The following is a 24,765-nucleotide window of genomic DNA, read 5'->3' on the forward strand; positions in this document are numbered from 1 at the left end:
GGTCAGGCGCGCCGCGCCGCCGCTGCACGCTCAACAAGCGTCGCCTCGGCTTCGGGAAGCGCACGATAAGCATAGATCAGGAGCGCGACCGCAACCGGTGCGACCCCGATCAGCGACAATATGCCCGTGCGCAGGTTGCCGACTGGCTGACCGTTCACCACCGTTCCTGTAAGGTCGGAGATCTGCCCGACCATATAGGGACCGAACGACAGGCCGATCAGCGTGGTGCCCAGGAAAAAGGCCGCGGTGGCGGTGCCGCGCATCTGCGGCAGCACCAGATCCTGTGTCGTTGCCGCCGCCGCACCCAACGCCGCCGCGCCGAACAGCCCGGCAAGGAAGTTCATCGTATAAAAAAGGATGGCATTTTCGGTGGTATAGCCGATCCAGATGGGAAGGATCGGCGCGACGACACCGAAGAGGATCATCAAGATGCGCCCTGACGGATGGCGCGCGCGCAGCGCGTCGGCGACGCGGCCGCCGACGATGACGCCGACAAAGCCGCTGAGCGCGCCGCTGCCGCCGAGGATCTTGGCAAGTTCTTGCTTGGGAAGCCCCAGCACGACCTCGGCATAGGGCGCCGACCAGAAAGCAAGCGCATAGGCGGCGAGCGCGACAAGCCCATAGCCGATCGTCGTGCAGATGAACGCCGGCGTGCCCCAGATCAGGCGGAAAGTGGCCGGATCATTGGCGCGCAGCGTGCTCGCCCATGAAAAGACGGCATAATAGCCGAGCGCGACCGCCGACCATTGCGGCAGATTGCCCGTAAGTTCGATCATCCACCAGGCAAAGGCGGCGAGGGCGGCGGCGGTTCCGACGTTTATCGCGAGCGCGGCGGGGCCGCGCTGCCACGCACCATAGAGCGTCAGCGGCGGAACGATCATCGACAGATCCTTGCCGAACGCGCGAAACGGCGTCGGCGAACTTGCGGTCGGCACGCCGTCCATCGCGCCGCGCACCGGTTCGCGCAGGCTGGCGACCCACAGCGCGAGGAGCAGTCCAGGGATGCCGACCGCAAGGAATGCCGCTTGCCATCCGACAAGCCCCAGCGGCCCGCCCGCCGGATAGGTCTGGTTCCAGCTTTCGACGATCACCGCGCCGATGAACAGCGACACGCCGCCGCCAAGATAAAGTCCCGACGAATAGATGGCGAGCGCCGTCGCCTTTTGCCGTTTCGGGAAATAGTCGGAGATCAGCGAATAGGCGGTCGGGCTCGCGGTCGCCTCGCCAACACCGACGCCCATGCGCGCCAGCGTCAGCGACATGCGGTCATAAGCGAAGCCCGACAGTGCGGTCATCGCCGACCACAGCGTCAATCCGATCGAGAGCAGCTTTACGCGGCTCCAATTGTCGGCAAGGCGGCCGAGCGGGATGCCGAATAACGCGTAAAAGACGGCAAAGGCCGCGCCGCCGAGAAACCCCATGTCCGAATCGGTGAGCCCCAGGTCGGCCTTGATGTCGACCGCCAGGATGCTGATGATCTGCCGGTCGATAAAGTTCAGGATATAGACCACAACCAACACCGACAACACATACCAGCTATATCCGCTGGCCTTCGGATCGGCGGCAGGCGGCGCGCCGGACGTGTTGTTTTCGCTGGTGGTATCGGCCATCTGGCAACCCTCTCCCTGACCCTCTATCTGTTATATGCCATGGCTAGCAGAGCCGCGCCGCGGCGCAAGTTGAAAGTCGGTTCACCTTTTATGGGAAGCGAATAGCGATGAATGACGAGCGCGATCCGACGATTCCGGCAATCCTGTTCCTGTGCCTCGGCAATATCTGCCGGTCGCCGCTTGCCGAGGGCGCGGCGCGCGCGGCGTTTGCGCGCGCCAACATCGCGGCGCATCTCGATTCGGCGGGAACCGGCGACTGGCATGTCGGCCATCCGCCCGACCGCCGGGCACAGGCCGAAGCGCGGCGCCGCGGCATCGACATATCTATGCTGCGCGGACGCCAATTGTCGCCCAGTGATTTTCACTATTTCGACCTGATCCTTGCCGCCGACGAGACGAATCTGTGCGACGCGATGGTGATCCGTCCCTCGGACGCGCGCGCCGAACTGCTGCTGATGCTGGATCTTCTGCCCGGCCGTGCGGGCGACAGCGTCGCCGACCCCTATTATGGCGGCGACGACGGCTTTGCGGCGACATGGGACGATGTCGATGCGGTTGCGGCGGCGCTGGTCGATCGATTTTCGGCGAGCGGATAGCGCGCGACGGGATGATAGCGCGAGCCGCCGTGCGCAAGCTCGCTTTCATAGAGGAACACTTCGGAAAAATCGAAGCCCGGACTTGCGAGGTCGCTGTTGAGCGCCAGAAACGGCGCGACCGGACCCGACCCGCGGTTCAGCCGCGCCAGCGTGACGTGCGGGACGAAGGCGCGGGTTTCGGGCGCGATGCCGACGCGCGCGAGCCGCTGGTCGACCTTGCGATGCAGCGCCGCGATCGGTTCGTGGGGTTCGACCTTGGCCCAGACCATATGCGGCCGCCCATGCCGTTCGAACAGGTCGACACCGGCGATCCGCGCCGTGATCGCCGGGGCATGGAGTGCACCGAGCGCCGCGGCGATGTCTTCGGCGCGGTGATGGTCCACCTCACCGATGAAGCGAAGCGTCAGGTGAAGCTGCTCGTCGTTTTGCCAGCGCGCGCCCGAAATGCCGTGCATCGCGCGGATCAGCAACGTGCGAATGGGCCGCGGCGGGCGCAGGGCGACAAACAGGCGGTGCGTAGACATCGCGCCAGCATAAGGCGCCTTGCCGGACATCGCGACCCCAAGCCGCTTGCACGAAACCCGGCCTTCCCATTGCTATGTCCGGTTTCGCTTGAAACAGATAAAGAAAGCCACGATATTGAAGGCACGGCCGGTATGGGCTGGCCGGTTATGGAGATGAAAAATGGCGAATTGGAACGACCCCAATATGGCGGCGTCCGGTTTTGGCGCCGGCGCGAACGCAATGGACCAGGCCGTCGATGCCGGCCTGCGGTCGTACATGCTGTCGGTTTACAACTATATGGCCTCGGGCGTGCTGCTGACCGGCATCGTCGCGCTGCTCGCCTTTCAGTCGGGCTTTACCGCCTCGATGATTGGCAGCCCGCTGATGTGGGTGGTGATGCTGGCGCCGCTGGCCTTTGTGCTGGTGCTGAGCTTTGGCATTAATAAGCTGTCGACCCCGGCCGCGCAGGCGATCTTCTGGGTCTACGCCGCGGTGATGGGCCTGTCGATGTCGACGATCTTCTTGGCCTTCACCGCCACGTCGATCGCAACGACCTTCTTTGCGACGGCGGCGGCCTTCCTGGGGCTTAGCCTCTATGGCTATACCACCAAGAAGGATCTGTCGGGTTTCGGCACCTTCCTGATCATGGGCGTCGTCGGCATCCTCGTCGCGATGCTCATCAACATCTTCGTGCAGTCGAGCGCGCTTGCGATGGCGATCAGCGTCATCGGCGTACTGCTTTTTGCAGGCCTGACCGCCTATGACACGCAAAAGATCAAGAGCATGTATTTCTATGTCCGCGGGACCGACTTTGTCGGCAAGTCGGTGGTGATGGGCGCTCTGTCGCTCTACCTCGACTTCGTCAACATGTTCACCTTCCTGCTCAACCTTTTGGGCAGCCGCGAATAAACGTAGAGGCATCGAAAAAAGAAACCCGGCGGAGCGATCCGCCGGGTTTTTGTGCCGATGTGGCCCTATGGCCTTGGGCTGAATTTCCCTGAACTTTGGAACGGTGTCGCGACCGCTACGCGGACCGACCCGAGGCCAGCCCCCCATAACCAAAGATGGCAGGGGCCATTCACCGTCTCAAACGGACCGCTTCACGCCGAACCTGCGTCAGTCTTTTTCCCCTTGGGTGTCGCGGTCTTGTGCTTGTAGCGGCAAAGATCCGCCACCGGACAGCGCCAGCATTCGGGGGTGCGCGCCTTGCAAATATAGCGGCCGTGCAGGATCAGCCAGTGATGCGCGCCGACGCGGAAAGGCGCGGGCGTCTCCTTCTCGAGCCGTTTCTCGACCGCGAGGGGCGTTTTTCCCGGCGCCAGTCCGGTGCGGTTGCCGACGCGAAAGATATGCGTGTCGACCGCAAACGTCTCCGCCCCAAAGGCGCAGTTCATCACGACATTGGCGGTCTTGCGCCCGACGCCGGGAAGAAGTGTGAGCGTGTCGCGATCGGCGGGCACTTCGCCGCCATGATCGCGGATCAGGATTTCGCTCAGCGCGATGACATTTTTGGCCTTGGCGTTGAACAGCCCGATCGTCTTGATATGCTGTTTCAACCCCTCTTCGCCCAGATCAACCATCGCCTGCGGGGTCTTCACCGTCTCGAACAGCTTGCGCGTTGCCTTGTTCACGCCGGCATCGGTCGCCTGCGCCGACAGCACGACCGCGACGAGCAGCTGATAGGTGTTGCCGAACTGCAGCTCGGTCTCGGGACTGGGGTTGAGTTCGGCGAGACGGCGGTAGAATTCGAAGATGTCGGCTTTCTTCATTGCCGTTCGGACAATCCCAGCACCTGCGGCATCGTATAACGCCCCCGCTTCTGGTGGACCAGCCACAACGCCGCCCGCACCGCACCGCGCGCAAAGATCATGCGGTTTTCGGCGCGATGGGATAGCGTGATCATCTCCTCCGGCCCGGCAAAGATCACGTCATGGTCGCCCGCGACAGTGCCGCCGCGCAGGCTGGCGAAGCCGATCTTTCCGTGCCCGCGTGCGCCGGTGAGGCCGTTGCGCCCGCGTTCGGAACAGGTTGCAAGATTGATTCCGCGCCCCGCAGCGGCGGCTTCGCCCAGCAACAGCGCGGTGCCGCTCGGCGCATCGACCTTGTTCCGGTGGTGCATCTCGACGATCTCAATGTCATAGTCGGCGTCGAGCCGCGCCGCCGCCTCGCGCACCAGATGCGCGAGCAGCGTGACGCCGAGCGAGGTGTTGCCCGTCTGGAGAACGGCAATGTCGCGCGCGGCATCGTCGATCAGATAATGGTGGCGCTCTTCCAGCCCCGTGGTGCCGATGACGATCGGCTTGCCTGCCGCGACGCAGGCGTCGAGCGTCGCTTCGAGCGCCGCAGGCGAGGAGAAGTCGACGAGCACGTCGGCGCCCGCGGTAAGCTGTGCGACATTGCCGCCCTTGTCGATGCCGCAGCTGGTCTGCCCCGCCTCGGAGGTTGCCGCGGCGAGCGCGACGCCCATGCGTCCCTGGCTGCCGATGATACCGATGCTCGTCATGATTCAAACCCCGTGCGCCCTGAGCTTGCCGAAGGGCCGTCCTTGTTCCATCACCGCCATAGGAGGAAGAACGGTCCTTCGACAAGCTTGGGACCGACGGAGGTTGAGCATTGAGTGAAATCCGGAATATCGTCATCCTGACCGGCGCCGGTGTTTCGGCCGAAAGCGGCATCGACACGTTTCGCGACGCCGGCGGATTATGGGAACAGCACCGCGTCGAAGATGTGGCAACGCCCGAGGGCTTTGCCCGCGACCCCGATCTTGTCCTGCGCTTTTACGACATGCGGCGCGAGGCGATCCAGTCGAAACAGCCCAACGCCGCGCACCACGCGCTCGCGCGCCTCGATGCCGAATGGCCGGGCGAACTGCTGATCGTCACGCAGAATGTCGACGACCTGCACGAACGCGCGGGCGCGCAGCGGCTCATCCATATGCACGGCACGCATCTGAACGCCTGGTGCACCGGCTGCGACGTGCGCAGCTCGTGGACTGCCCCGCTGATCGACCGGCCGCCGTGTCCGGCGTGCGGCGTCGCCGGGCATCTGCGCCCCGACATCGTCTGGTTCGGTGAGATGCCCTATCGGATGGACGAGATTTATCATGCGCTCAATCGCGCCGACCTGTTCGTGTCGATCGGCACCTCGGGCGCGGTCTATCCCGCCGCGGGGTTCGTGCGCGAGGCGCGCGCGTCGGGCGCCCGCACGCTCGAACTCAACATGGAACCGAGCCAGGGCAGCCACTGGTTCGACGAGGCACGGCACGGCCGTGCGACCTGGCGGGTGCCCGAGTGGGTCGAAGAGATGCTTGGCGGTTGAGGCTGCTAAAGCCGCTCCGCCTGCACCACCGTGTCCGACGCGCGAAGCGCCGACAAAATGCGCATCACATGGTGGACGTCGCGCACTTCGACGACGACGTCATAGGTGTGAAAGCCCCCCTCGCGGTTCGACAGGCGCAGATTGGTGATGTTCGCCGAATTGGCGGCAAGGATGCCCGACATTTCGGCGAGCGTGCCGGGTTCGTTCAGGATGACGATGCACAGCCGTGCATTGCCGCCCTCGCTGTCCTCCTGCCAGCGCAGGTCGATCCAGTCGGCATCGACCCCGTCGGCGAGGCTGGGGCAGTCGATCACATGCACCTCGATCCCCTCGTCGGCGCGCGCGAGACCGACGATACGGTCGCCGGGCACCGGATGGCAGCAGTCGGCGAGCTTGTACGCGACCCCGGGGGTCAGGCCCTCGATCGACACCGCCGCGCCCTGTCGCAGCTTGCCCGGCTTTGACTTCATCTCGGCGGTGATACCGGGCACCAGCGCCTCGAGCAGCATATTGTCCGAAAGCTGGCGCCGGCCGATCGCGACATACAGCGCGGTGTCGTCATCGAGCCGCAGCCGTTCGCGCGCCGCCGCGCGCGCCTTGTCGCCGATCTTGTTGGGCAGGCGCGCGACGATTTCGTCGTACATCTTGCGCCCCAGCGCAGCGAGTTCGACCTTTTCCTTCGATCGCACATGGCGCCGGATCGCCGCGCGCGCCTTGCCGGTGACGGCGAAGCCGAGCCAGGCGGGCTGCGGCGTCTGTTTGTCCGACGACAGGATTTCGACCGTGTCGCCGTTGGCAAGCTGGGTGCGCAGCGGGACAAGCCGGCCGTTGACCTTTGCCCCGACGGTGCGGTCGCCGAGCCCGGTGTGGACCGCGTAAGCGAAATCGACCGGTGTCGCGCCCTTCGGCAATTGGTGCAGGCTGCCCTTGGGCGTGAAAGCGAAAATGCGATCCTGATACATCGCGATCCGCGTATTTTCGAGCAGCTCGTCGGGATCGTGCGTCTGTTCGAGAATTTCGATGAGGTCGCGAATCCATCCCGCCTGACCGTCGGGGCCGCTGCCGCCCTGTTTATACGCCCAGTGCGCAGCATAGCCGAATTCGGACTGCTGATGCATGGCAAGGCTGCGGATCTGGATTTCGATCCGCATATTCTGCTGGTGCATGATCGTCGTGTGCAGCGACTTGTACCCGTTGCGTTTCGGGGTCGAGATATAATCCTTGAAGCGCCCGGGGACCATTTTCCACTTGCGGTGGATCAGCCCCAGTGCGGCGTAGCAGTCGGCATCGGTAGGCGTCACGATGCGAAACGCGATGATGTCGGTCACCTGTTCGAAGCTGACGTGCCGTTCCTGCATCTTGCGCCAGATCGAATAGGGGTGCTTCTCGCGCCCCGACACCTCGGCCTCGATCCCCGCGGCGGCGAGGAGCTCCTTGAACTCACGGCTGATCGCCGCGACCTTGTCCTTGCCGCCCGCGGTCAGCTTGGCGAGGCGGCCGGTGATCGTCGCATAGGCTTCGGGTTCGAGCTCGCGAAACGCGAGCAGCTGCATCTCGCGCATATATTCATACATGCCGATCCGCTCGGCGAGCGGCGCATAGATATCCATCGTCTCCTTGGCGATGCGCCGCCTTTTGTCGGGATTCTGGATGAAGTGCAGCGTGCGCATATTGTGCAGCCGGTCGGCGAGCTTGACGAGCAGCACGCGGATGTCGTCCGACATGGCGAGCAGGAATTTGCGCAGATTTTCCGCCGCACGCTCATTCTCGGTCTGCGCCTCGATCTTGCTGAGCTTGGTCACCCCATCCACCAGCCGCCCGACGTCGGGGCCAAACAACCGTTCGATTTCCTCGGGCGTCGTCAGCGTATCTTCGAGCGTGTCGTGGAGCAGCGCGGTGACGATCGTCTCGCTGTCGAGGTGGAGGTCGGTCAAAATGCCCGCCACCTCGACCGGATGGCTGAAATAAGGATCGCCCGACGCGCGCTTCTGGCTGCCGTGCTTTTGCACCGTGAAGACATAGGCGCGGTTGAGCAGCGCCTCGTCGACGTCGGGATCATAAGCGCGCACGCGCTCGACAAGTTCATATTGCCTCAGCATCGCCTTCAATGTCGTCGCTGGCGCTTATATTGCAATGCGAAATTTGCGGGCGTGCGGCCCAACAGGTTAGCAACTTTGGTAAAGCGCGTTGGAAGCATCGTGCGTCGCCGCTACGACGGGCGCGAATGGGGACGAAAACTCTTGATTCGACAGCGTCGCCGCGCGTGTCGATGGTCATGCCCGTGCACAATGGCGCACGCTGGCTGGCGGAGGCGATTGAGTCGGTCCTTGCGCAGGATTTTCGCGATTTCGAGTTGATCCTGGTGGACGATGCCTCGCACGATGCGTCGCCTTCAATCATGGCCGAGGCTGTCGCGCGTGACGTGCGCGTCCGTCTCTTGCGGCTCGATACCAATGTCGGCCTTCCCGCGGCGCTCAATCACGGCTTTGCCGCCGCGCGCGGCGAATTGCACAGCTGGACCTCCGACGACAATCTGCTCCGCCCGCAGATGCTGACGCGCCTCGTCGCGACGCTCGACGCGAACCCTCAAGCCGACATTGTTCACGCCGATTTTATGACGATCGACGATAGCGGCACCGAAGTTGGCCTGTCGCGCGTCGGGCCTGTCGAACGGTTGCTGTACGGCAATAATATCGGTGCCTGCTTTCTGTATCGCGCCCATGTGACCGAAACCCTCGGCGGTTATGACGCCAGCCTGTTTGGCGTCGAGGATTATGATTTCTGGCTCCGCGCGGCGCAGCGTTTCACCTTCGCCGCGCTGCACGAGGATCTCTATCTCTATCGCAAGCATGGTGGCAGCCTGACGAACCAGCGCGCCCGGCAGATTCAGGCGCTGACCGTGCAAATCGTCGAGCGCGCGCTGCCCGACACATTGCCCGCGCGCAGTCGTGCCGAGATCCTCGTCGGGCTGGCGTTGCGCAGCCAGCGCAGCTGGCGCTTCGATCTGATCGGCCGCGCACTGTGCGCGCACCCGGCGCCCGTTGTCGCGCGGCTGCCCGAACTAGTGCACTGGTCGCTCGTCGTCGCGCGCAACCGGCTCGCCGCCTGAGGCGGTGCGCGCTTCCCGTTGCGAAATGCAACGCAGGCCCTATATTTTTTTGGCACGTGCGCCGATTTTACGTTAGGGCTTTGGTCATGGGAAAATTACGCGAAGTCTTGAACGATCTGAACGGCGGCAATTGCGCGCTGCCGCTGGCGCTCGAAGCGATGGGCGAACGCTGGTCGTTCATGATTCTGCGCGCAGCCTTCAACGGCGTCCATCATTTCGAGGAGTTTCAACAGGAACTCGGCATCGCGCGTAATATCCTGTCGAACCGGCTGTCGAAGCTGGTCGATCATGGCATCATGGCGCGCGAGGTCATGGCCGAGGACCGGCGCAAGGTGCGCTACCAGCTCACCGAAAAGGGCATCGACCTGCTGCCCGCGATGATCGCGCTGCGCCAATGGGGCGAAAAATGGGGCGCCGGGGTGCCCTCGACCCCCGTTTTGGTTGACGCGCGCGATGAACAGCCGATCGGCCCGGTCCGGCTGACCGCGCACGACGGCCGTGTGATCAGTTACAAGGAACTGCTTTGGAAGCATCGCGCCGAACTCCAGCCGCTCGGCCAGGCGCGGGTGCGAGCCGACGCACCCGCCGCCCCGGTCGCGGCCGAATGACCGGCCGCGGCGCCGCGTGCCCTCTTTCGCGCGGCCGTTGACCATCACTCTTGCGCAGACCCCTATGCCGCTGTTTCGACTGACCTCCCCCGGTCCCTTTTTCGATAACAAGGTCCGCGCCTTCTGGAATTTGCAGCTGTTGGGCTGGGCCGCTTGGCTTGGTCTGCGCGGCGTGTCGGGACTGGCGAACGGGCAGGCGTTCACCTTCTTCATCCCGCAAACGATTTCGGCGATCACCGGCTTTTCGCTGACGCTGATCCTGTCGGTCTGCTACCGGGCACTCATCAACCGCCGACCGCTGCTGATGTGGGGGGTCAGCTTCGGGCTGGCCGGGCTGGCGACCGCGCTGTGGGCGTTCATCGATGCCTGGGTCGCGCAGATTCAGAATCCGGCGAGCGAGGCTGGTTTCACGAGCCTTTTGCTCGGCGCGGTCTATATCGACGCGACCTCGCTTGCCGCCTGGTCGGCGCTCTATTTCGCGATCAACTATTTCCTCCAGCTCGAGGAACAGAATGATCGCGTGCTGCGGCTTGAGGCGCAGGCGGCGTCGGCGCAGCTTGCGATGCTGCGCTATCAACTCAATCCGCATTTCCTGTTCAATACGTTGAACAGCATTTCGACGCTCGTGCTCTTGAAACAGGCCGAGCCTGCAAACGCGATGCTCTCGCGCCTCTCCGCCTTCCTTCGCTACACGCTCGCCAACGAACCGACCGCGCAGGTGACGCTGGCGCAGGAGATCGAGACGCTGAAGCTTTATCTCGACATCGAAAAAATGCGCTTCGAGGACCGGCTGCGGCCGCATTTCGCGATCGATCCGGCGGTCGCGCGCGCACGCCTGCCTTCGCTCCTGCTGCAACCGCTGATCGAAAATGCCATCAAATATGCGGTGACGCCGCAGGAAGAGGGCGCCGACATCACCATTTCCGCACAGTTGGCCGGTCAAAATGTCCGGATCACCGTGTCGGACACCGGCGCGGGATTGTCAGGCGACCGCGCCGACCCCACCACGGGCGTTGCAACGGAATCGACCGGCGTGGGTTTAGCCAATATCCGGGACCGCCTGGCGCAGGCTTTTGGCGACCAGCACCGGTTCGACGCTCATGCGGGCGCTGAGGGCGGCTTCACGGTGGTGATCGAGTTTCCGTTCCAGCCCGATGGGCAAACAAGAATTGGAACCGAAGGCACATGACGATCAGAACCATCCTCGTGGATGACGAAAAATTGGCGACTCAGGGGCTGCAGCTCCGGCTCGAGGCGCATTCGGATGTCGAAGTGATCGACACCGCTCTGAACGGCCGTGAGGCGATAAGAAAGATCAAGACGCACAAACCCGACCTCGTCTTCCTTGACATTCAGATGCCGGGGTTCGACGGTTTTTCGGTTATTCAGGGGTTAATGGAGGTCGAACCGCCGCTCGTCGTTTTCGTCACCGCCTATTCCGATCATGCCATCCGTGCGTTCGAGGCGCAGGCGGTCGATTATCTGGTGAAGCCCGTCGAGCCGGAACGCCTTGCCGATGCGCTCGACCGTGTGCGTCAGCGGCTCACCGAAAAGCGCGGCGCTGCCGAGGTCGAACGACTGAAAACGGTGCTGGCCGAAGTCGCGCCCGATGCGGTCGACGACTATGGCGCCGACGCCGTGCCCGACGCGCCGTCGGCCGACCGATATGAAAAGATGATCAATATCAAGGATCGCGGCCAGATTTTCCGCGTCGATGTCGACAGCATCGAACGCATCGACGCCGCGGGCGACTATATGTGCATCTATACCGCCGACAACAGCCTGATCCTGCGCGAAACGATGAAGGATCTGGAAAAGCGGCTCGATCCGCGCAACTTCCAGCGCGTGCATCGCTCGACGATCGTGAACCTCAGTCAGGTCAAGCAGGTCAAGCCGCACACCAACGGCGAATGTTTCCTCGTCCTGGGGTCGGGCGCACAGGTTAAGGTCAGCCGCAGCTACCGTGACGTGGTCGCGCGGTTCGTGCATTAAACAAATCGTCGCCCCCGCGAAGGCGGGGGCCGCTGGCAGCCTTGCGCTACGCCGATAGCGGCCCCCGCCTTCGCGGGGGCGACGACTGTTAAAGCTGGTGCCCCGTCCGGTCGCGCTTCGTCGCCAGATACTGCTCATTGTGCGGATTTGTCGGCAGCGCGAGCGGCAGGCGCTCGACGACCTCGACGCCCTCCTTTTCGAGCCGCGCGACCTTCTCGGGATTGTTCGTCATCAGCCGAATGCGCGGGATGTTCAGCAATTCGAGCATCCGCCCGGCAATTGCAAAATCGCGCGCTTCGACCGGGAAACCCAGCCGCAGATTGGCGTCGACCGTGTCGTAACCCTGGTCCTGCAACGCATAGGCGCGCAGCTTGTTGACCAGCCCGATGCCGCGGCCCTCCTGCCGGAGGTAAAGCAGCACACCCCACGGCGCATCGGCCATCGCGTGGAGCGCGGCGTGAAGCTGCGGCCCGCAGTCACATTTGAGGCTGCCGAGCACGTCGCCGGTCAGGCATTCGCTGTGCAGGCGGACCACCGGCGGATTGCCGTCGCGTTTGCCGATAACCAGCGCGACATGATCCGACGCCTCTTCGGGCGAGCGGAACGCGACGATCTCGGCGCTTTCGCTCGCCGTGACGGGCAAGTGCGCGCGCGCGGCGATGTCGAGCCGCGCCGGGTCGAGCAGGGTCGCGACATCGTCGGCGCTGCACATGGTTTCGGCTTCGCCCGCCGCCACGCGCACGAAGAAGGCGGGGAGCAGGCCCGCGTGGCGCGCCATCGTCATCGCCGCCGCGGCCGCCGCATCGCCGCCGGTCGCCACGGTACGGAATGGGCCTTTCAATGGATTGGCAAGGTCGAGCGCGGGGTCGGCAATCGCGAGTGCCGCCGCGACCGTATCCGCGGCACCCGCAAGCCGCACGGGTCCGGGCGTCGCGGCCGCGCGCTGGTTGGTGAGCTTCAGCGTCACGGCGCGCTCGCCCGACAGCAGCACGTCGCCGCTCGCAAATTCCGCGAGCGCGCCGTCGCGCGCGCTCTCGACCGCAAGCAGGTCGAGCGCACCGCCGGCGCCTTCGACGCGAAAGGGCCAGCCGCGGCGCAGCGCGTCGATCGCGCGCGCCGCCTGCCGAGCGCCTCGATCCCGCGGCGCGCCGCTCAAAAGGCAAACTCGGTGATGAGCGGGATATGGTCCGACGGCCGCTCCCAGCTGCGGGCAGGCTGGACGATGCGGTGCGCGACCGCCTTGTCTTTAAGGTCGGGTGTCACCCACATATGGTCGAGGCGGCGGCCGCGGTTCGACGCCTCCCAATCCTTCGCGCGGTAACTCCACCAGGTATAGAGCGGCGTCGGCGCAGCGATGAAATGGCGCCCCAGGTCGACCCAGTTCGACGCGGCCTGCAAGCGGGCGAGCGTTTCGACCTCGACCGGCGTATGGCTGACGACATCGAGCAGTGCCTTGTGGTTCCACACATCGCTTTCGAGCGGTGCGACGTTGAAATCGCCCGTGAGCACCGTCGGCGTGCCGCTCAGCGCGCCCGACCATAGGGTCATGCGCTCAAAGAAATCGAGCTTCTGTCCGAATTTGGGGTTGAGGTCACGGTCGGGAATGTCGCCGCCCGCGGGAATATAGACATTGTCGAGCCGCACCCCCGACGGCAGCGTGACGCCGACGTGGCGCGCTTCGCCGTTCGCCTGCCAGTCATATTTGCGCACATCGGACAGCGGCACCTTGCTGACGATCGCGACGCCGTGGTGCATCCGCTGGCCGTGGGTGACGATGTGCCGATACCCCAGCGCCTCGAACATCGTTTTGGGGAACAGCCCGCACTCGACCTTGGTCTCCTGCAAACACAGGACATCGGGCGCTTCCTCGCGCAGAAATTTCTCGACGATGCCGATGCGGGCGCGAACGCTGTTGATATTCCACGAAGCGATGCTGGTGCGAGTCATGCGGGTGGCTCTATCGGTGCGTGGAGCCGTTCGCAATGGCCGCCGCCGTGCAAGGGTCCGTCGGGATGGGGCGGAAACGACCGCCAGCGGCCCTTTCCTCACGCGGCATATCCGCTGCGAAAAAAAGCGCTGTCCTACATGACGCGCCTGTGCCAGCCTTCGTCCCGGCTCTTTCGATATGTGGACAACAGTGGTCACTGCCCCGATTTTCGAGGCAGCCAAGAACCGGGCGCGGCTTGTCCGCCGGGGCCGCTAAACCGGGCGTCGCGCAAGGCTGACTTTTCCTGACCTTTGCAATGAGCGCGCCGCTCATGCGCCAGCGGAAGACAGGCGCAGGACACATTAAACCCCCGTCCCAGGGGCGGTGGAACGGGGGTTCAAGGTCAGCGTTCGTCACGCTCTTGAAAGAAGGTGCCGGCCAGCCCGGGAGGGGCAACAGGGGGAAACCCAAATCCGGGGGCCGTGTTGGCGCCTTCGAGAGATGAAATACCCCCTCTTCCCTGTCGCCAAGCTGAACGAAAAGCGACGCAGCGCCGCCATATTTGTCGTTCGTCGATGCCTGACGTCGGTTGGTCGGCGATCCGGCGCATCGCGGCATTGGCAAACGGCGCCGGTCGTCCGGAAACCGGATTAGCGGCCGCGACGCGTGGGCCGCGGATCGGTCCAGCGGAACGCCGAATCGGCGACCGCGACGTTGAATTTCTGGTTCGACAAGTCGATCCGCGTGCGATTGTTCTGCGAATCGAGCGCGACCCAGCCGCGCAGCCGCAACCCGGCCGGCGATGCGGCATCGCGCACGAACACCATCGTGATCGTGCCATATTCGGGGCGCTTCGGGTCCTTGACCTCGACGCTCAGCACGTCGTTGTTCCCCGTCGGCAGCAGCCGCGCATATTTCGACAGGTCGCGGTCGGGATCGAGCAGCGCGCCCAGCGGCGAGTTTTTCACCGGCCAGCTTTGCACCTGCCGCACTTCATAGTCGATCACCGTCAAACGGCTGCCGTCGCCGACGATCAGCATCGGTACGCCCTTTTGATACTGGAAACGGATCTTGCCGGGGCGCTTGAGGGTGAGCTTGCCCGACAGGCGCTGGCCGTTGCGGTCGGTCTGCACGAAATCGGCGGTCATCGTGCTCGTCGCTTTGAGATGTGACTGCACCGCCGACAGGCCGTTCGCTGATTGGGCAAGCGCGGGCACGCCGATGGCAAGTCCGGCCGCGGCCGGAACGGCGAGGGCAATCGCGGCGAAGCGGGTCAACTTGGTCTTAAAAATCATCTGGCTCTCAATTCTGGAACGGGTCGCCGGGTCTTGGCAGCCGGGCATTGAACCGGCCGTGAACCCTGCGGTCAGAGGCGGTTAAAGTCGCGGGAGGCGGAAAAGGTTGCTCAGCGCGGCTGGCCATATTGATCGGTGAGCACGTCGCGGCGCCCGACATGGTTGGGCGGGCTGACCAGCCCCTCCTCCTCCATGCGCTCGATCAGCCGCGCGGCGCTGTTATAGCCGATGCGGAGTTGCCGCTGGAGCCAGCTGGTCGATGCTTTCTGGCTTTCGACGACGATCTGGCACGCCTTGGCATACATGCGGTCCTCGGCGCTGTCGCCGCCCGCGGGCGCGCCCTCCATCGCAAAACCGCCATCCTCGGGATCTTCGGTGACGCTTTCGATATAGTCGGGCCGGCCTTGCCCCTTCCAGTGATCGGCAACCGCGCGCACCTCGTCATCGGAAACAAAGGGGCCGTGGATGCGCGTAATCTGCTTGCCGCCGGGCACATAAAGCATGTCGCCCTTGCCGAGCAGCTGTTCGGCGCCCGCTTCGCCCAAAATGGTGCGGCTGTCGATTTTCGACGTCACGTTAAAGCTGATGCGCGTCGGCAGGTTCGCCTTGATCACGCCGGTGATGACATCCACCGACGGGCGCTGCGTCGCGAGGATCAGGTGGATGCCCGCCGCCCGCGCCTTTTGTGCGAGCCGCTGGATCAGGAATTCGACTTCCTTGCCCGCGGTCATCATCAAATCGGCAAGCTCATCAACCACCACCACGATCTGCGGCAGCGGCGCATAGTCGAGCGTCTCTTCCTCATAGACCGGCTGGCCAGTGTCGGGGTCATAACCCGTCTGGACGCGGCGGCCCAGGGATTTGCCTTTGGCGAGCGCGGCGCGAACCTTGTCGTTGTAGGAAGCGAGGTTGCGGACCGACAGCGACGACATCATCCGGTAGCGGTCCTCCATCTGCTCGACCGCCCATTTCAGCGCCCGGATCGCCTTCTTGGGTTCGGTCACGACGGGGGCAAGCAGATGCGGAATATCGTCATAGACGCTGAGTTCCAGCATCTTGGGATCGATCATGATCATCTTCACCTGGTCGGGACCTAGGCGATAGAGCAGCGACAGGATCATCGCGTTGAGCCCCACCGACTTGCCCGATCCGGTCGTGCCCGCAATCAGCAGATGCGGCATCGGCGCCAGGTCGGCGATCATCGGGTCGCCGCTGATATTCTTGCCGAGGATGATCGGCAGCGCGCCGGTGTGATCCTGGAACAGCGCGCTGCCGATGATTTCGTGCAGCACCACCGATTCGCGGTGCGCATTCGGCAGTTCGATGCCGATAACGGTCCGGCCGGGAATGGGCGCGATGCGCGCCGACAGCGCCGACATATTGCGCGCGATGTCGTCCGCCAGGTTCGACACGCGGCTCGCCTTGGTGCCCGGCGCGGGCTCGAGCTCGTACATGGTGACGACAGGGCCGGGGCGTACCGCAGTGACCACCCCTTTGACCTGAAAATCCTCGAGTACCGATTCGAGCAGCCGGGCGTTGCGCTCGAGCGCCGCCTTGTCGATCTGTCCGGCGGGTCGTTCGGGCGCGGGCGTCAGCAGGTCGATCGACGGCAACTGGTAGTGCGTGAACAGTTCGGTCTGCGGCTTGGGTTTCGGCTTCGACGGCACGGTGCGCTGCACCGGCTCGGCGATCTCGGGCGGGGCGCGGTCGACGGGTTCGGCCAGGGCGCGCGGCCGCACGGCGCGGTCCATAAAGCCGGGCGCCTTTTCGGCCTCGTATGGCGCGGGGCGTCCGGGTTCAACCACACGGCTGCTTGTCGCCGCGGGCAGGCGGAAGCGCGAGGCCCAGCCCTTTTCCAGCCGCAGCGCCCGCCACGCGAGGAACAGGCCAAGCCCGACGAGCAGCAGGATCGTCGCAAAGCGGATCAGCGCCGCGGCAGGCTCGCCCGCGCTGGCAAAGAGCGGCGCAATCGCACCCCCGACCAGCAGCGCGATGATTCCGCCCCAACCCGCCGGCATCGGCGCGCTGGTCGCGGGCGACCAAAGCTCGGCGCCCAGCCCGACGAGCAGGATGCCGATGAAGCTGTACGATAGCTGGCGCGGCCAGTGCGGCTGGGCTTCCCCCTTCCACATCCGCCACGCGATGATCGCGAGCAGCGGCAGCAGCAGGACAACGCCGACACCGCCGATCGACAGTCCGATGTCGGCGAACCATGCGCCGGCATTGCCCATCCAGTTCGCCGCGGTACCGTCGGCGGCGGTGTTCAGCGCCGCGTCGGTGCTGTCATAAGTCGCAAACGCAAGGGTCAGGAACAGCGTGAACAGGCCAAGCGCCGCCGCCGCCGCGATCACGATCGACCGGGCGATACTCTGGCGGAAAACCGTGCGCCAATCGGCCTTTCCAGGTGCGGCCTTGCGGCTAGCCATGCTCTCTTCATGTCCCTGATGATGTCCCATAGCGATATGCGCATGGGGCGGAGTCGCCGTCAAGCGCGGGCCGAACGGCGCGGTGGGTTATGGAAGTTCACGCGGCGGCGCGGAGACGCGGAGAGGATTTCCACTTCCGTTCGTGCTGAGCTTGTCGAAGGGCCGTTCTTTCTTCTCGTGGCGTCAAAAAGGAGAACAGTGCTTCGACAAGCTCAGCACGAGCGATATTGAGAAAATCTCCGCGTCTCCGCGTGAACCCGATATGAGCGGAGGCCGCTTTCCACTCGGCCGGTTGTCGGCTAGTGCAAAGTCATGACCGAAATCCAACGCAGCGACGTGATCATCTCCGGCGGCGGGCTCGTCGGACAGACGCTCGCCCTCGCGCTCGCGCATCACGGCCTGTCGGTGCAAGTCGTCGATCCCGCAGATCCGGTTGCCGCAATCGCGCCCGGCTTCGATGGCCGCGCTTCCGCAATCGCCAGCGCGACGTGGCAGATGTTCGAGGTGCTGGGCATCGCCGACCGCCTCGCCGGTCATGGTTGCGCGATCCGCGCGATCAAGGTCGGCGACGGCGCCCCCGACAGCGGCCGCGGCGGCGATCTCGATTTCGTGACCCAAGAGGGCGATCCGCCGCTCGGCACGATGGTCGAAAATCGCCAGCTGCGGATCGCGCTTGCCGCCGCGATCGCCGACGCACCGCTGGTGCGGCTGAAAATGCCCGCCACCGTCGTTACGCGCGAGGTTGACGCGCATGGCGTAACCCTCGCCCTCGCCGACGAAACAAAGCTCGCCGCGCCGCTGCTCATCGTTGCCGAAGGCCGCCGTTCGCCGACGCGCGACGCCGCGGGCTTCCACATCGCGAACTGGTCCTACCATCATCACGCGATGATCGGGGCCGTTACGCACGACCGGCCACACGGCCACGTCGCCTTTGAAATCTTCTATCCCTCCGGCCCCTTCGCGCTGCTCCCGCTCGTCGACGATGCCGATGGGCGGCATCGCTCGGCCTTTGTCTGGACGGTGTCCGAAAAGGACGGACCGGGTTTTGCCAAGCTCGGCGACCGTGGTTTCACCGCCGAACTCGAAAAGCGCGCGGGCGGCGTGCTCGGCGCGATGCAGCTCGTCGCGCCGCGTATGACCTATCCGCTCGGCTTTCACCACAGCGCCTCGATCGTCGCCGACCGCATCGTGCTGGTCGGCGATGCCGCGCATGGCATCCACCCGATCGCGGGGCAGGGGCTGAACCTTGGCCTGCGCGACGTCGCGGCGCTGACCGAAGTGCTCGTCGAAGGCGCACGGCTCGGCCTCGACCTCGGTGATGCCGCTTTGCTTGCGCGATACCAGCGCTGGCGCGGACTCGACAATCTGATGGTCAGCCTTGCGACCGACGGGCTCACGCGCCTGTTCGGCATTCCCGGCCGCGCCGCCGCCGCGGTACGTCGCACGGGGCTCGGCGCTGTGCAGCACATGCCGATGCTCAAACGCTTCTTCATGGACGAAGCGCGCGGGGAAGCGGGCGACCTGCCGCGATTGCTGGCGGGGGCGGAGGTTTAGGCGCGCACCTTCAGAGGCGGATTATTGCAACGTGGCGCGCCCGTCGTCGCTGTCGAAACGGCCGAAAAACTGCATCAGCTGGATCACCAGTTCGGCGCGCGCGTCGATCGGCGTCGCTTCGAGCAGCGCCTGCTTGGCCGCGGCGTCGAACGGCGCAACCTGCGCGATCCCGTTGACCAAAGTTTCATCGTCGAGCTGGCCGACCGAATCCCAGTCGACGACATAGCCTTGCCGTGCGGCGAAGCGCTTGGCCTCACGCTCGAGGCTCGCGCGCTCGATGCTCGACAGCACCGCGTGATCCTCGGCTTCCAGCTCGATTTCGGCCTCGACCTGCCGGAACGGCGTCGTGACGTCGAGCTCGCGGCGGACGCGAAAGCGCGCGACGCCTTCCAGAACCAGGTTGAAACGCCCTTCGTCGAGCGCCTCGACATCGACGATGCGCCCGACACAGCCCACATCATACAGCGCCGGCGGCTCACGATCCTCTTCACCGGGCAGCTGGCGCGGCTGAATCATCCCGATCTGGCGATCGCGCGCCAACACCTCCTGCACCATCGCCGAATAGCGCGGCTCGAAAATATGCAGCGGCAGGTGGAGCCCGGGAAACAGCACCGCGCCGGTGAGCGGAAAGACCGCGATCCGCTGAATAGTCAAAGGCGCGGCTGCGCTCATTATCCAAACAGGATCAGCGACAGGCGGCGGCGCTGCGCCGAAACCCAGGCATCTTCCAACCCCACCGCTTCGAACAGCGCGAGCAATTTGGCGCGCGCGGCGCCGTCCTGCCAATCGCGGTCGGCGGCGATGATATGGAGCAGATTGTCGGCGGCGGCATCGCGTTGCCCCGCGCCGATCTGCGCCGCGGCGAGGTCGAATCGCGCCTGATGGTCGTCGGGATTCGTGGCGACCGCGGCCTCGAACGCAGCAAGTTCGCTGGCGTCGGGCGCATCGGCGGCCAATGCCAGCGCACTCTTCGCTTGCGTTATCGCCGGATCGGCCGTCATCTCGGCGGGAAGTGCGTTGAGCACCGACTGCGCTCCCGCGACATCGCCCGCTAGCAGCATCGCACGGATCAGGCCACCGTGCGCCGCGGCATTGTCGGGCGCGATCTCGACGATCTGGCCAAAGATGCTTGCGGCGCGCGCGCCATCGCCTTCGGCGAGCACATTCTCTCCCATCTCAAGCAGCGGCGCGATCTCGATCGCACGGGCGGTCGCCTCGCTCTCTATCGGCAGCTGCGCAAGCAACTGGTCCAGCATCGACTTGAGCTGACTTTCGGTCCGCGCATTGGTCAGGTTCGCGACGGGCTGCCCCTGAAAGATCGCATAGACGGTGGGGATCGACTGGACCTGAAACTGGCTGGCGATGAACCCGTTCGCATCGACATCGACCTTCGCCAGCACGACGCCCTTGTCGGCATAATCGGCAGCAACCTTTTCCAGCACGGGGCCGAGCTGCTTGCACGGTCCGCACCATTCGGCCCAGAAATCGAGGATGACGAGGCTGGTCATCGACGGTTCGACGACGTCGCGACGGAAGGCTTCGACGGCTTCCTTTTCCTGGGGGTTCAGACCGAGAGTGGCCACGGCGGCGGTGCTCCTTGTTGCGCGTTTGACCGCTTATGTGGGAATTCCCTACAATATGCCAACCCTTCCCCAAAAAACGCAAACAGGGCTTGCCGAGTCAAAAAGCCGGTGCTAATCGCCCGCCTCACCCGCTGGCACCACCCGGTCGCCAGCCGCCAGAGCGGGCGTAGCTCAGGGGTAGAGCACAACCTTGCCAAGGTTGGGGTCGAGGGTTCGAATCCCTTCGCCCGCTCCAGTTTTCTTCCGCAGCACCAACCGCGCCGCCTTACCGCGGGATCATGTGTCCCCGGCGGGCACTACCTCCACCGACTGGCTGACAAGTTCAATCGCGCTATAGGCTGTCAGAAAAGCGATGTCCGCGGCGTCGCGGCCGACGCAGATACGTACGCTTTCGGACGGCCTGCTCATTCCCGTCGCGTCGACCATGTGCCATTCGTCTGCCAGATAGACTTCGGCGACGGCGTGGAAATCCTGTGGGTCGACCCCGAGAGCATAGACGCTCGCCATGCGAGCGGGGATCTGCGCCGAACGGGCGAGCGCGATCATGACATGGGCATAGTCGCGGCACACGCCGCGACGCTCGACGAAGCTGTCCAGTGCGCCCGTTTCGGCATCGCTCGACCCCGCGACATAGGTGAAGCGGCTTTCGATCCAGTCGCGCATCCGCTGGACCTTGGCCCCGCCGTCCAGTTCGCCGAAGCGGCGCTCGACAAAGGCGTGAAACTTGTTGGACGGGCAATAGCGCGATTCGTTGAGATAGGGCACCGCGTCGGCCGGAAGCCGGTGCAGCGGAACCGCGGCCAGCGCGGCAAGCTCGGCGTCGGGGCGGTCGACGGCAACGCGCGCATGATAGGCGACATCGAGCACCCCCTCCGTGCGCAGCCAGACCGGCTCGCAAACGCCAGTGGCCGCAGCGACGCGCGCCAGCTGCGCCGGTTCGCCCAGATCGAGCGCGGCCTCGATCACACGTTGACCGCTGCCGTCCGCCGCCTCGATCTGGAGCATCAGGTCGACGGGTTCGGGCAGCCGGTAATTTAAGGAGGCGGAAATTTTCAGTTTCATCTATCGGCAACGCATGAGCACAGGATCGGTCGCGCTAATGACAGCCAGGGAAGAAAACAAGTGAGCGCGGGGCGCACCATCCCGTTCATCGTTGCGACGATCTTCATGGACGCCGTCGGTTTCGGCATCATCATGCCCGTGCTGCCGCAGCTGGTGATGGAGGTCGGACGGATCGACCTGCCTCACGCGATCGAGGTCGGTGCGTGGATCGGGCTGGTGATGGCCGTCGCAACCTTCCTCGCCTCGCCCGTGCTTGGCAACCTGTCGGACCATTTCGGACGGCGGCGGATCCTGCTGCTTGCGCTCGGCGGCCTCGCGCTCGATTATGCGTTGCTGACGGTCGTCGATACGCTGCCGTGGCTGTTCGTCGCGCGCGCGCTGTCGGGGGTTTTCGGTGGCAGCTATGCTGCTGCACAGGCCGCGATCGCCGACATCACGGCGCCCGCGGAGCGCGCGCGCAATTTCGGCTTCGTCGGCGCAGCATTCGGCGTCGGTTTCGTGGCCGGCCCCGCGATCGGCGGTTTCCTGGGCGAGATCGGCCCCCGCGCGCCGTTCGTCGCCGCCGCGATCCTCGCCGCGGCAAACATGCTCTATGGCTATTTCATCTTTCCCGAAACGCTGCCACCCGAACGGCGCCGGACGTTCGACTGGCGGCGCGCCAATCCGCTCGGCGCCTGGCGCACGATGCGCGCGCTGCCGGGAATGGACGGCGTCGCCGGGGTACTCGTGCTGTGGCAGATCGCCAGCCTCGTCTATCCGATGACCTGGAGCTTTTACTGCATCGCTCAGCTCGGCTGGAGCCCCGCCATGATCGGCGCGAGCCTGGCCGCGGTGGGCGTGATGATCGCGCTCGGGCAGGTGTCCGTCGTCGGCCCCGCGGTGGCGCGCTTCGGCGAGCGCGATGCCGCGACGCTCGGCATCCTGGTCGCCGTCGCGGTCTACATCGGTTACGCCTTCACCACATCGACGATCGGCGCCTTCCTGCTGCTCATCCCCATCGCGTTGCAGGCGCCGGTGCAGCCGTCGCTGATGGCGATGATGTCGCGCCGTGCCACCGCCGATACGCAGGGCGAGGTGCAGGGGATTTCGGCGATGGCAATGGGGCTGGGCCAGCTTGCCGCACCGATGCTGCTGACGGGCACGATGGCTTATTTTACCGCCGCCGCCGCGCCCGTGCATTTCCCCGGCGCTGCGTTCATCGTCGCGGCGATTTTCGGGCTATTGGCGATTCTGATGCTTCGCCGCCTGCCGCGGGCGACGCCGACGACGGATCAGATGCCGCCGTCGGTCACCATATAACCAAGCGCTTCAAGTTCTGCGGTGAGCATCGCTTTACACGCCGCGACCGCGGCACCCTCGACCGAGCGGATGACGAAATTGGCGCCGACCTTGCCTTCGCGGAAGAAAGGATAGCTGCCGATCGCGACCCCCGGATGCTCGCTTTCGCCGCGGCGGAGCAGGTCGGCGACCTCGCTCTCCGCCGCCCATGCGCCGATCGTGTGCGCGACGAGCGGTGCGCCGCCCTCAAGCTGGCCGGTCAGCGCATCAAGCATACCGGCGGTGATGTGCGGCACCCCCGCCATCACGAACAGATTGCCGATACGGATCCCCGGCGCGCCCGACATGCGATTGGGAATCAGCTCGGCGCCTTCAGGGGTGCGCGCCATGCGCAGCCGCGCCTCGGTCAGTTCGCCGCCGCGCGCGGTGTAATAGCGTTCGAGGATCGCGCGGGCGTCGGGGTGCACGATTACTTCCACGCCGAGCGCCTTCGCCACCGCGTCCACGGTAATGTCGTCGTGCGTCGGACCGATGCCGCCCGTCGTGAAGACATAATCATAGCGCGCGCGCAGAGCGTTGAGCGCATCGACGATCTCGTCCTCGACATCGGGGACGATCCGCACTTCGCGCAACCGTATCCCCTGCACGTCGAGCCAGGTCGCAATCTGCGACACATTCTTGTCCTGCGTGCGGCCCGAGAGAATCTCGTCGCCGATCACCAGTACAGCGGCGGTCCAGATGCGTTCGTCGCTCATCGCTTTGCCTTACCGCGCTGCGATGACAAAACAAGAGCGCTGGAGTCGGTTGTTCGTTCCTGATATGTTCGCAAACGATTCGCATTGCAAAGGAAAGCGCCATGGCCGACGAACTGATTTTCTACACCAACCCGATGTCGCGGGGGCAGATTGTTCGCTGGATGCTCGAAGAAGTCGGTGCGCCCTACGAACCGCGCATTCTCGATTATGGCACGACGATGAAGGACGCGGCTTATCTGGCGATCAACCCGATGGGTAAGGTTCCGGCGATCGTCCACAATGGCAGGGTCGTCACCGAATGCGCCGCGATCTGCGCCTATCTGGCTGACGCCTTTCCCGACGCCGGGCTCGCGCCCGAGACCGCCGATCGCGCGGATTATTATCGCTGGCTGTTCTTCACCGCAGGGCCGGTCGAACAGGCGATCACCGCCAAGCATTTCGGGATCGAGCCTGACGTCGAACAACAGCGCATGGCGGGTTTCGGATCGCTCCCGGCCGCACTCGACGCATTGGAGAGCGCGGTTGCAGGCAAGGCGTTCGTCGCTGGCGACCGGTTCAGCGCCGCCGACGTCTATGTCGGCAGCCAGATAGATTGGGGCCTGCAATTTGGGTCGATCCCGTCGCGCCCGGCGTTTGAAGCCTATATCGCGCCCCTGCGCGAACGCGCGGCGTATAAGCGCGCGAAGGACATCGACAACGCGTTGATCGCGGAAATACAGGCGGGCGCCCCGAGCTGATCCGAACGTCAGTTCGGGATGGGAAGCTGCCGATGCTGTTGTTGATCAGGCCTGCCGCAGCGATCCGGTCGGCGAAAGGGCGCGGGATTCTTCCAAAGTTCAGGAAAGGTCAGCCTAGTGCGCTCGCCCATTCCTCCCTCCGGCCGGATATGCCGCGCCGGACTGCTGTGCCCGCCCACTGGCGAGACAATCATCGCTTTGTCCACATATTGAAAGAGCCGGGATGAAGGCTGGCACAACCGGATCATGTAGGACAGCGTTTTTTTTTTGGGATGTCCGCTTTGGGGTGGTTAGCGGACGTTAAATCCTCCCTGTGGCGAAGCCATGGGGAGGTGGCAGCGCGAAGCGCTGACGGAGGGGCTTGGCGCAACCGTTGCCGCCCCTCCACCACGCCCTTCGGGCGCGGTCCCC

23 protein-coding genes and 1 tRNA gene are annotated in these 24,765 nt (G+C 64.8%); 11 read left to right on the forward strand and 13 right to left on the reverse strand.

Translation table 11 applies throughout. The features are described 5' to 3' along the window. Positions 1 to 2: 2 nt before the first annotated feature. Positions 3 to 1,610 carry a spinster family MFS transporter gene (locus tag VSX77_RS08600; RefSeq protein WP_338424194.1) on the reverse strand — a complete coding sequence of 536 codons (1,608 nt, stop codon included), beginning with the start codon at positions 1,608 to 1,610 and terminating at the stop codon, positions 3 to 5. A 107-nt stretch (positions 1,611 to 1,717) separates the two neighbouring features. On the opposite strand from VSX77_RS08600, the gene VSX77_RS08605 reads away from it, so the two are divergent. Further along, a complete protein-coding gene (locus tag VSX77_RS08605) occupies positions 1,718 to 2,206 on the forward strand; it encodes a low molecular weight phosphotyrosine protein phosphatase (RefSeq protein WP_338424195.1) in 489 nt (162 codons plus the stop codon). On the opposite strand, the gene thpR is transcribed toward VSX77_RS08605, so the two are convergent. After that, positions 2,116 to 2,730, reverse strand: a complete 615-nt coding sequence (gene thpR, locus VSX77_RS08610) for an RNA 2',3'-cyclic phosphodiesterase (RefSeq protein WP_338424196.1) — start codon at positions 2,728 to 2,730, stop codon at positions 2,116 to 2,118. The two genes, VSX77_RS08605 and thpR, sit on opposite strands and share 91 nt — an antisense overlap. 160 nt (positions 2,731 to 2,890) lie before the next feature. Here thpR and VSX77_RS08615 point away from each other — a divergent pair, with 160 nt between their 5' ends. Then, on the forward strand, positions 2,891 to 3,619 hold the full coding sequence (locus tag VSX77_RS08615; RefSeq protein WP_338424197.1) for a Bax inhibitor-1/YccA family protein: 729 nt from the start codon (positions 2,891 to 2,893) through the stop codon (positions 3,617 to 3,619). A 191-nt stretch (positions 3,620 to 3,810) separates the two neighbouring features. On the opposite strand, the gene nth is transcribed toward VSX77_RS08615, so the two are convergent. Both nth and dapB read right to left on the reverse strand, forming a co-directional pair. Next, positions 3,811 to 4,479 (reverse strand): endonuclease III, encoded by a 669-nt coding sequence (nth, locus tag VSX77_RS08620; RefSeq protein ID WP_338424198.1) that lies wholly within the window; start codon positions 4,477 to 4,479, stop codon positions 3,811 to 3,813. Further along, positions 4,476 to 5,213 carry a 4-hydroxy-tetrahydrodipicolinate reductase gene (gene dapB / locus VSX77_RS08625; protein ID WP_338424199.1) on the reverse strand — a complete coding sequence of 246 codons (738 nt, stop codon included), beginning with the start codon at positions 5,211 to 5,213 and terminating at the stop codon, positions 4,476 to 4,478. Before dapB ends, nth begins: the two co-directional genes overlap by 4 nt. 110 nt (positions 5,214 to 5,323) lie before the next feature. Between dapB and VSX77_RS08630 the strand changes: the two genes are divergently transcribed. After that, a complete protein-coding gene (locus VSX77_RS08630) occupies positions 5,324 to 6,028 on the forward strand; it encodes an NAD-dependent deacylase (protein ID WP_338424200.1) in 705 nt (234 codons plus the stop codon). 5 nt (positions 6,029 to 6,033) lie between these two features. Here the strand turns inward: VSX77_RS08630 and VSX77_RS08635 are convergent, their stop codons facing one another. Then, complete coding sequence (locus VSX77_RS08635; RefSeq protein WP_338424201.1) at positions 6,034 to 8,127, reverse strand: RelA/SpoT family protein; 2,094 nt, start codon at positions 8,125 to 8,127, stop codon at positions 6,034 to 6,036. Positions 8,128 to 8,297: 170 nt separating this feature from the next. Here VSX77_RS08635 and VSX77_RS08640 point away from each other — a divergent pair, with 170 nt between their 5' ends. The 4 genes from VSX77_RS08640 to VSX77_RS08655 all read left to right on the forward strand — a co-directional run bounded on the left by VSX77_RS08640 (position 8,298) and on the right by VSX77_RS08655 (position 11,737). Beyond that, positions 8,298 to 9,137, forward strand: a complete 840-nt coding sequence (locus VSX77_RS08640; RefSeq protein ID WP_338427246.1) for a glycosyltransferase family 2 protein — start codon at positions 8,298 to 8,300, stop codon at positions 9,135 to 9,137. 86 nt (positions 9,138 to 9,223) lie between these two features. Beyond that, positions 9,224 to 9,745, forward strand: a complete 522-nt coding sequence (locus VSX77_RS08645; RefSeq protein ID WP_338424202.1) for a winged helix-turn-helix transcriptional regulator — start codon at positions 9,224 to 9,226, stop codon at positions 9,743 to 9,745. A gap of 64 nt (positions 9,746 to 9,809) precedes the next feature. Further along, positions 9,810 to 10,934: a sensor histidine kinase gene (locus tag VSX77_RS08650; RefSeq protein ID WP_338427247.1), complete on the forward strand. Its 1,125-nt coding sequence runs from the start codon at positions 9,810 to 9,812 to the stop codon at positions 10,932 to 10,934. Then, positions 10,931 to 11,737, forward strand: coding sequence for a LytR/AlgR family response regulator transcription factor (locus VSX77_RS08655; RefSeq protein WP_338424203.1), 807 nt, complete (start codon positions 10,931 to 10,933; stop codon positions 11,735 to 11,737). Before VSX77_RS08650 ends, VSX77_RS08655 begins: the two co-directional genes overlap by 4 nt. An 88-nt stretch (positions 11,738 to 11,825) precedes the next feature. Here the strand turns inward: VSX77_RS08655 and ribA are convergent, their stop codons facing one another. The 4 genes from ribA to VSX77_RS08675 all read right to left on the reverse strand — a co-directional run bounded on the left by ribA (position 11,826) and on the right by VSX77_RS08675 (position 17,385). Continuing rightward, positions 11,826 to 12,893, reverse strand: coding sequence for a GTP cyclohydrolase II (ribA, locus tag VSX77_RS08660; RefSeq protein WP_338424204.1), 1,068 nt, complete (start codon positions 12,891 to 12,893; stop codon positions 11,826 to 11,828). Then, positions 12,890 to 13,684, reverse strand: coding sequence for an exodeoxyribonuclease III (locus tag VSX77_RS08665; protein ID WP_338424205.1), 795 nt, complete (start codon positions 13,682 to 13,684; stop codon positions 12,890 to 12,892). The genes ribA and VSX77_RS08665 overlap by 4 nt, the downstream gene beginning before the upstream one ends. Before the next feature lie 630 nt (positions 13,685 to 14,314). After that, positions 14,315 to 14,959, reverse strand: a complete 645-nt coding sequence (locus VSX77_RS08670; RefSeq protein WP_338424206.1) for a LolA family protein — start codon at positions 14,957 to 14,959, stop codon at positions 14,315 to 14,317. Between the two features lie 110 nt (positions 14,960 to 15,069). Beyond that, complete coding sequence (locus VSX77_RS08675; RefSeq protein WP_338424207.1) at positions 15,070 to 17,385, reverse strand: FtsK/SpoIIIE family DNA translocase; 2,316 nt, start codon at positions 17,383 to 17,385, stop codon at positions 15,070 to 15,072. A gap of 312 nt (positions 17,386 to 17,697) precedes the next feature. Between VSX77_RS08675 and VSX77_RS08680 the strand changes: the two genes are divergently transcribed. Further along, the gene (locus VSX77_RS08680; RefSeq protein WP_338424208.1) at positions 17,698 to 18,939 is read left to right on the forward strand and encodes an FAD-dependent monooxygenase; all 1,242 of its coding nucleotides are present in this window, start codon (positions 17,698 to 17,700) and stop codon (positions 18,937 to 18,939) included. A gap of 21 nt (positions 18,940 to 18,960) precedes the next feature. On the opposite strand, the gene VSX77_RS08685 is transcribed toward VSX77_RS08680, so the two are convergent. After that, on the reverse strand, positions 18,961 to 19,611 hold the full coding sequence (locus VSX77_RS08685; RefSeq protein WP_338424209.1) for an LON peptidase substrate-binding domain-containing protein: 651 nt from the start codon (positions 19,609 to 19,611) through the stop codon (positions 18,961 to 18,963). Then, positions 19,611 to 20,522 carry a tetratricopeptide repeat protein gene (locus VSX77_RS08690; RefSeq protein ID WP_338424210.1) on the reverse strand — a complete coding sequence of 304 codons (912 nt, stop codon included), beginning with the start codon at positions 20,520 to 20,522 and terminating at the stop codon, positions 19,611 to 19,613. The genes VSX77_RS08685 and VSX77_RS08690 overlap by 1 nt, the downstream gene beginning before the upstream one ends. 160 nt (positions 20,523 to 20,682) lie before the next feature. Here VSX77_RS08690 and VSX77_RS08695 point away from each other — a divergent pair. Further along, positions 20,683 to 20,757, forward strand: a tRNA-Gly gene (locus tag VSX77_RS08695). A 41-nt stretch (positions 20,758 to 20,798) separates the two neighbouring features. Here VSX77_RS08695 and VSX77_RS08700 read toward each other — a convergent pair. After that, a complete protein-coding gene (locus VSX77_RS08700; protein WP_338424211.1) occupies positions 20,799 to 21,584 on the reverse strand; it encodes a transglutaminase-like domain-containing protein in 786 nt (261 codons plus the stop codon). Positions 21,585 to 21,644: 60 nt separating this feature from the next. Between VSX77_RS08700 and VSX77_RS08705 the strand changes: the two genes are divergently transcribed. Beyond that, a complete protein-coding gene (locus VSX77_RS08705) occupies positions 21,645 to 22,883 on the forward strand; it encodes an MFS transporter (RefSeq protein ID WP_338424212.1) in 1,239 nt (412 codons plus the stop codon). On the opposite strand, the gene VSX77_RS08710 is transcribed toward VSX77_RS08705, so the two are convergent. Continuing rightward, positions 22,856 to 23,617 carry a competence/damage-inducible protein A gene (locus VSX77_RS08710; RefSeq protein ID WP_338424213.1) on the reverse strand — a complete coding sequence of 254 codons (762 nt, stop codon included), beginning with the start codon at positions 23,615 to 23,617 and terminating at the stop codon, positions 22,856 to 22,858. The genes VSX77_RS08705 and VSX77_RS08710 overlap by 28 nt on opposite strands. A gap of 101 nt (positions 23,618 to 23,718) precedes the next feature. Between VSX77_RS08710 and VSX77_RS08715 the strand changes: the two genes are divergently transcribed. Then, positions 23,719 to 24,354: a glutathione S-transferase family protein gene (locus tag VSX77_RS08715; RefSeq protein WP_338424214.1), complete on the forward strand. Its 636-nt coding sequence runs from the start codon at positions 23,719 to 23,721 to the stop codon at positions 24,352 to 24,354. Positions 24,355 to 24,765: the final 411 nt, after the last annotated feature.

The sequence above is a fragment of the Sphingopyxis sp. TUF1 genome, from assembly GCF_036687315.1.
Classification (GTDB): domain Bacteria; phylum Pseudomonadota; class Alphaproteobacteria; order Sphingomonadales; family Sphingomonadaceae; genus Sphingopyxis; species Sphingopyxis kveilinensis.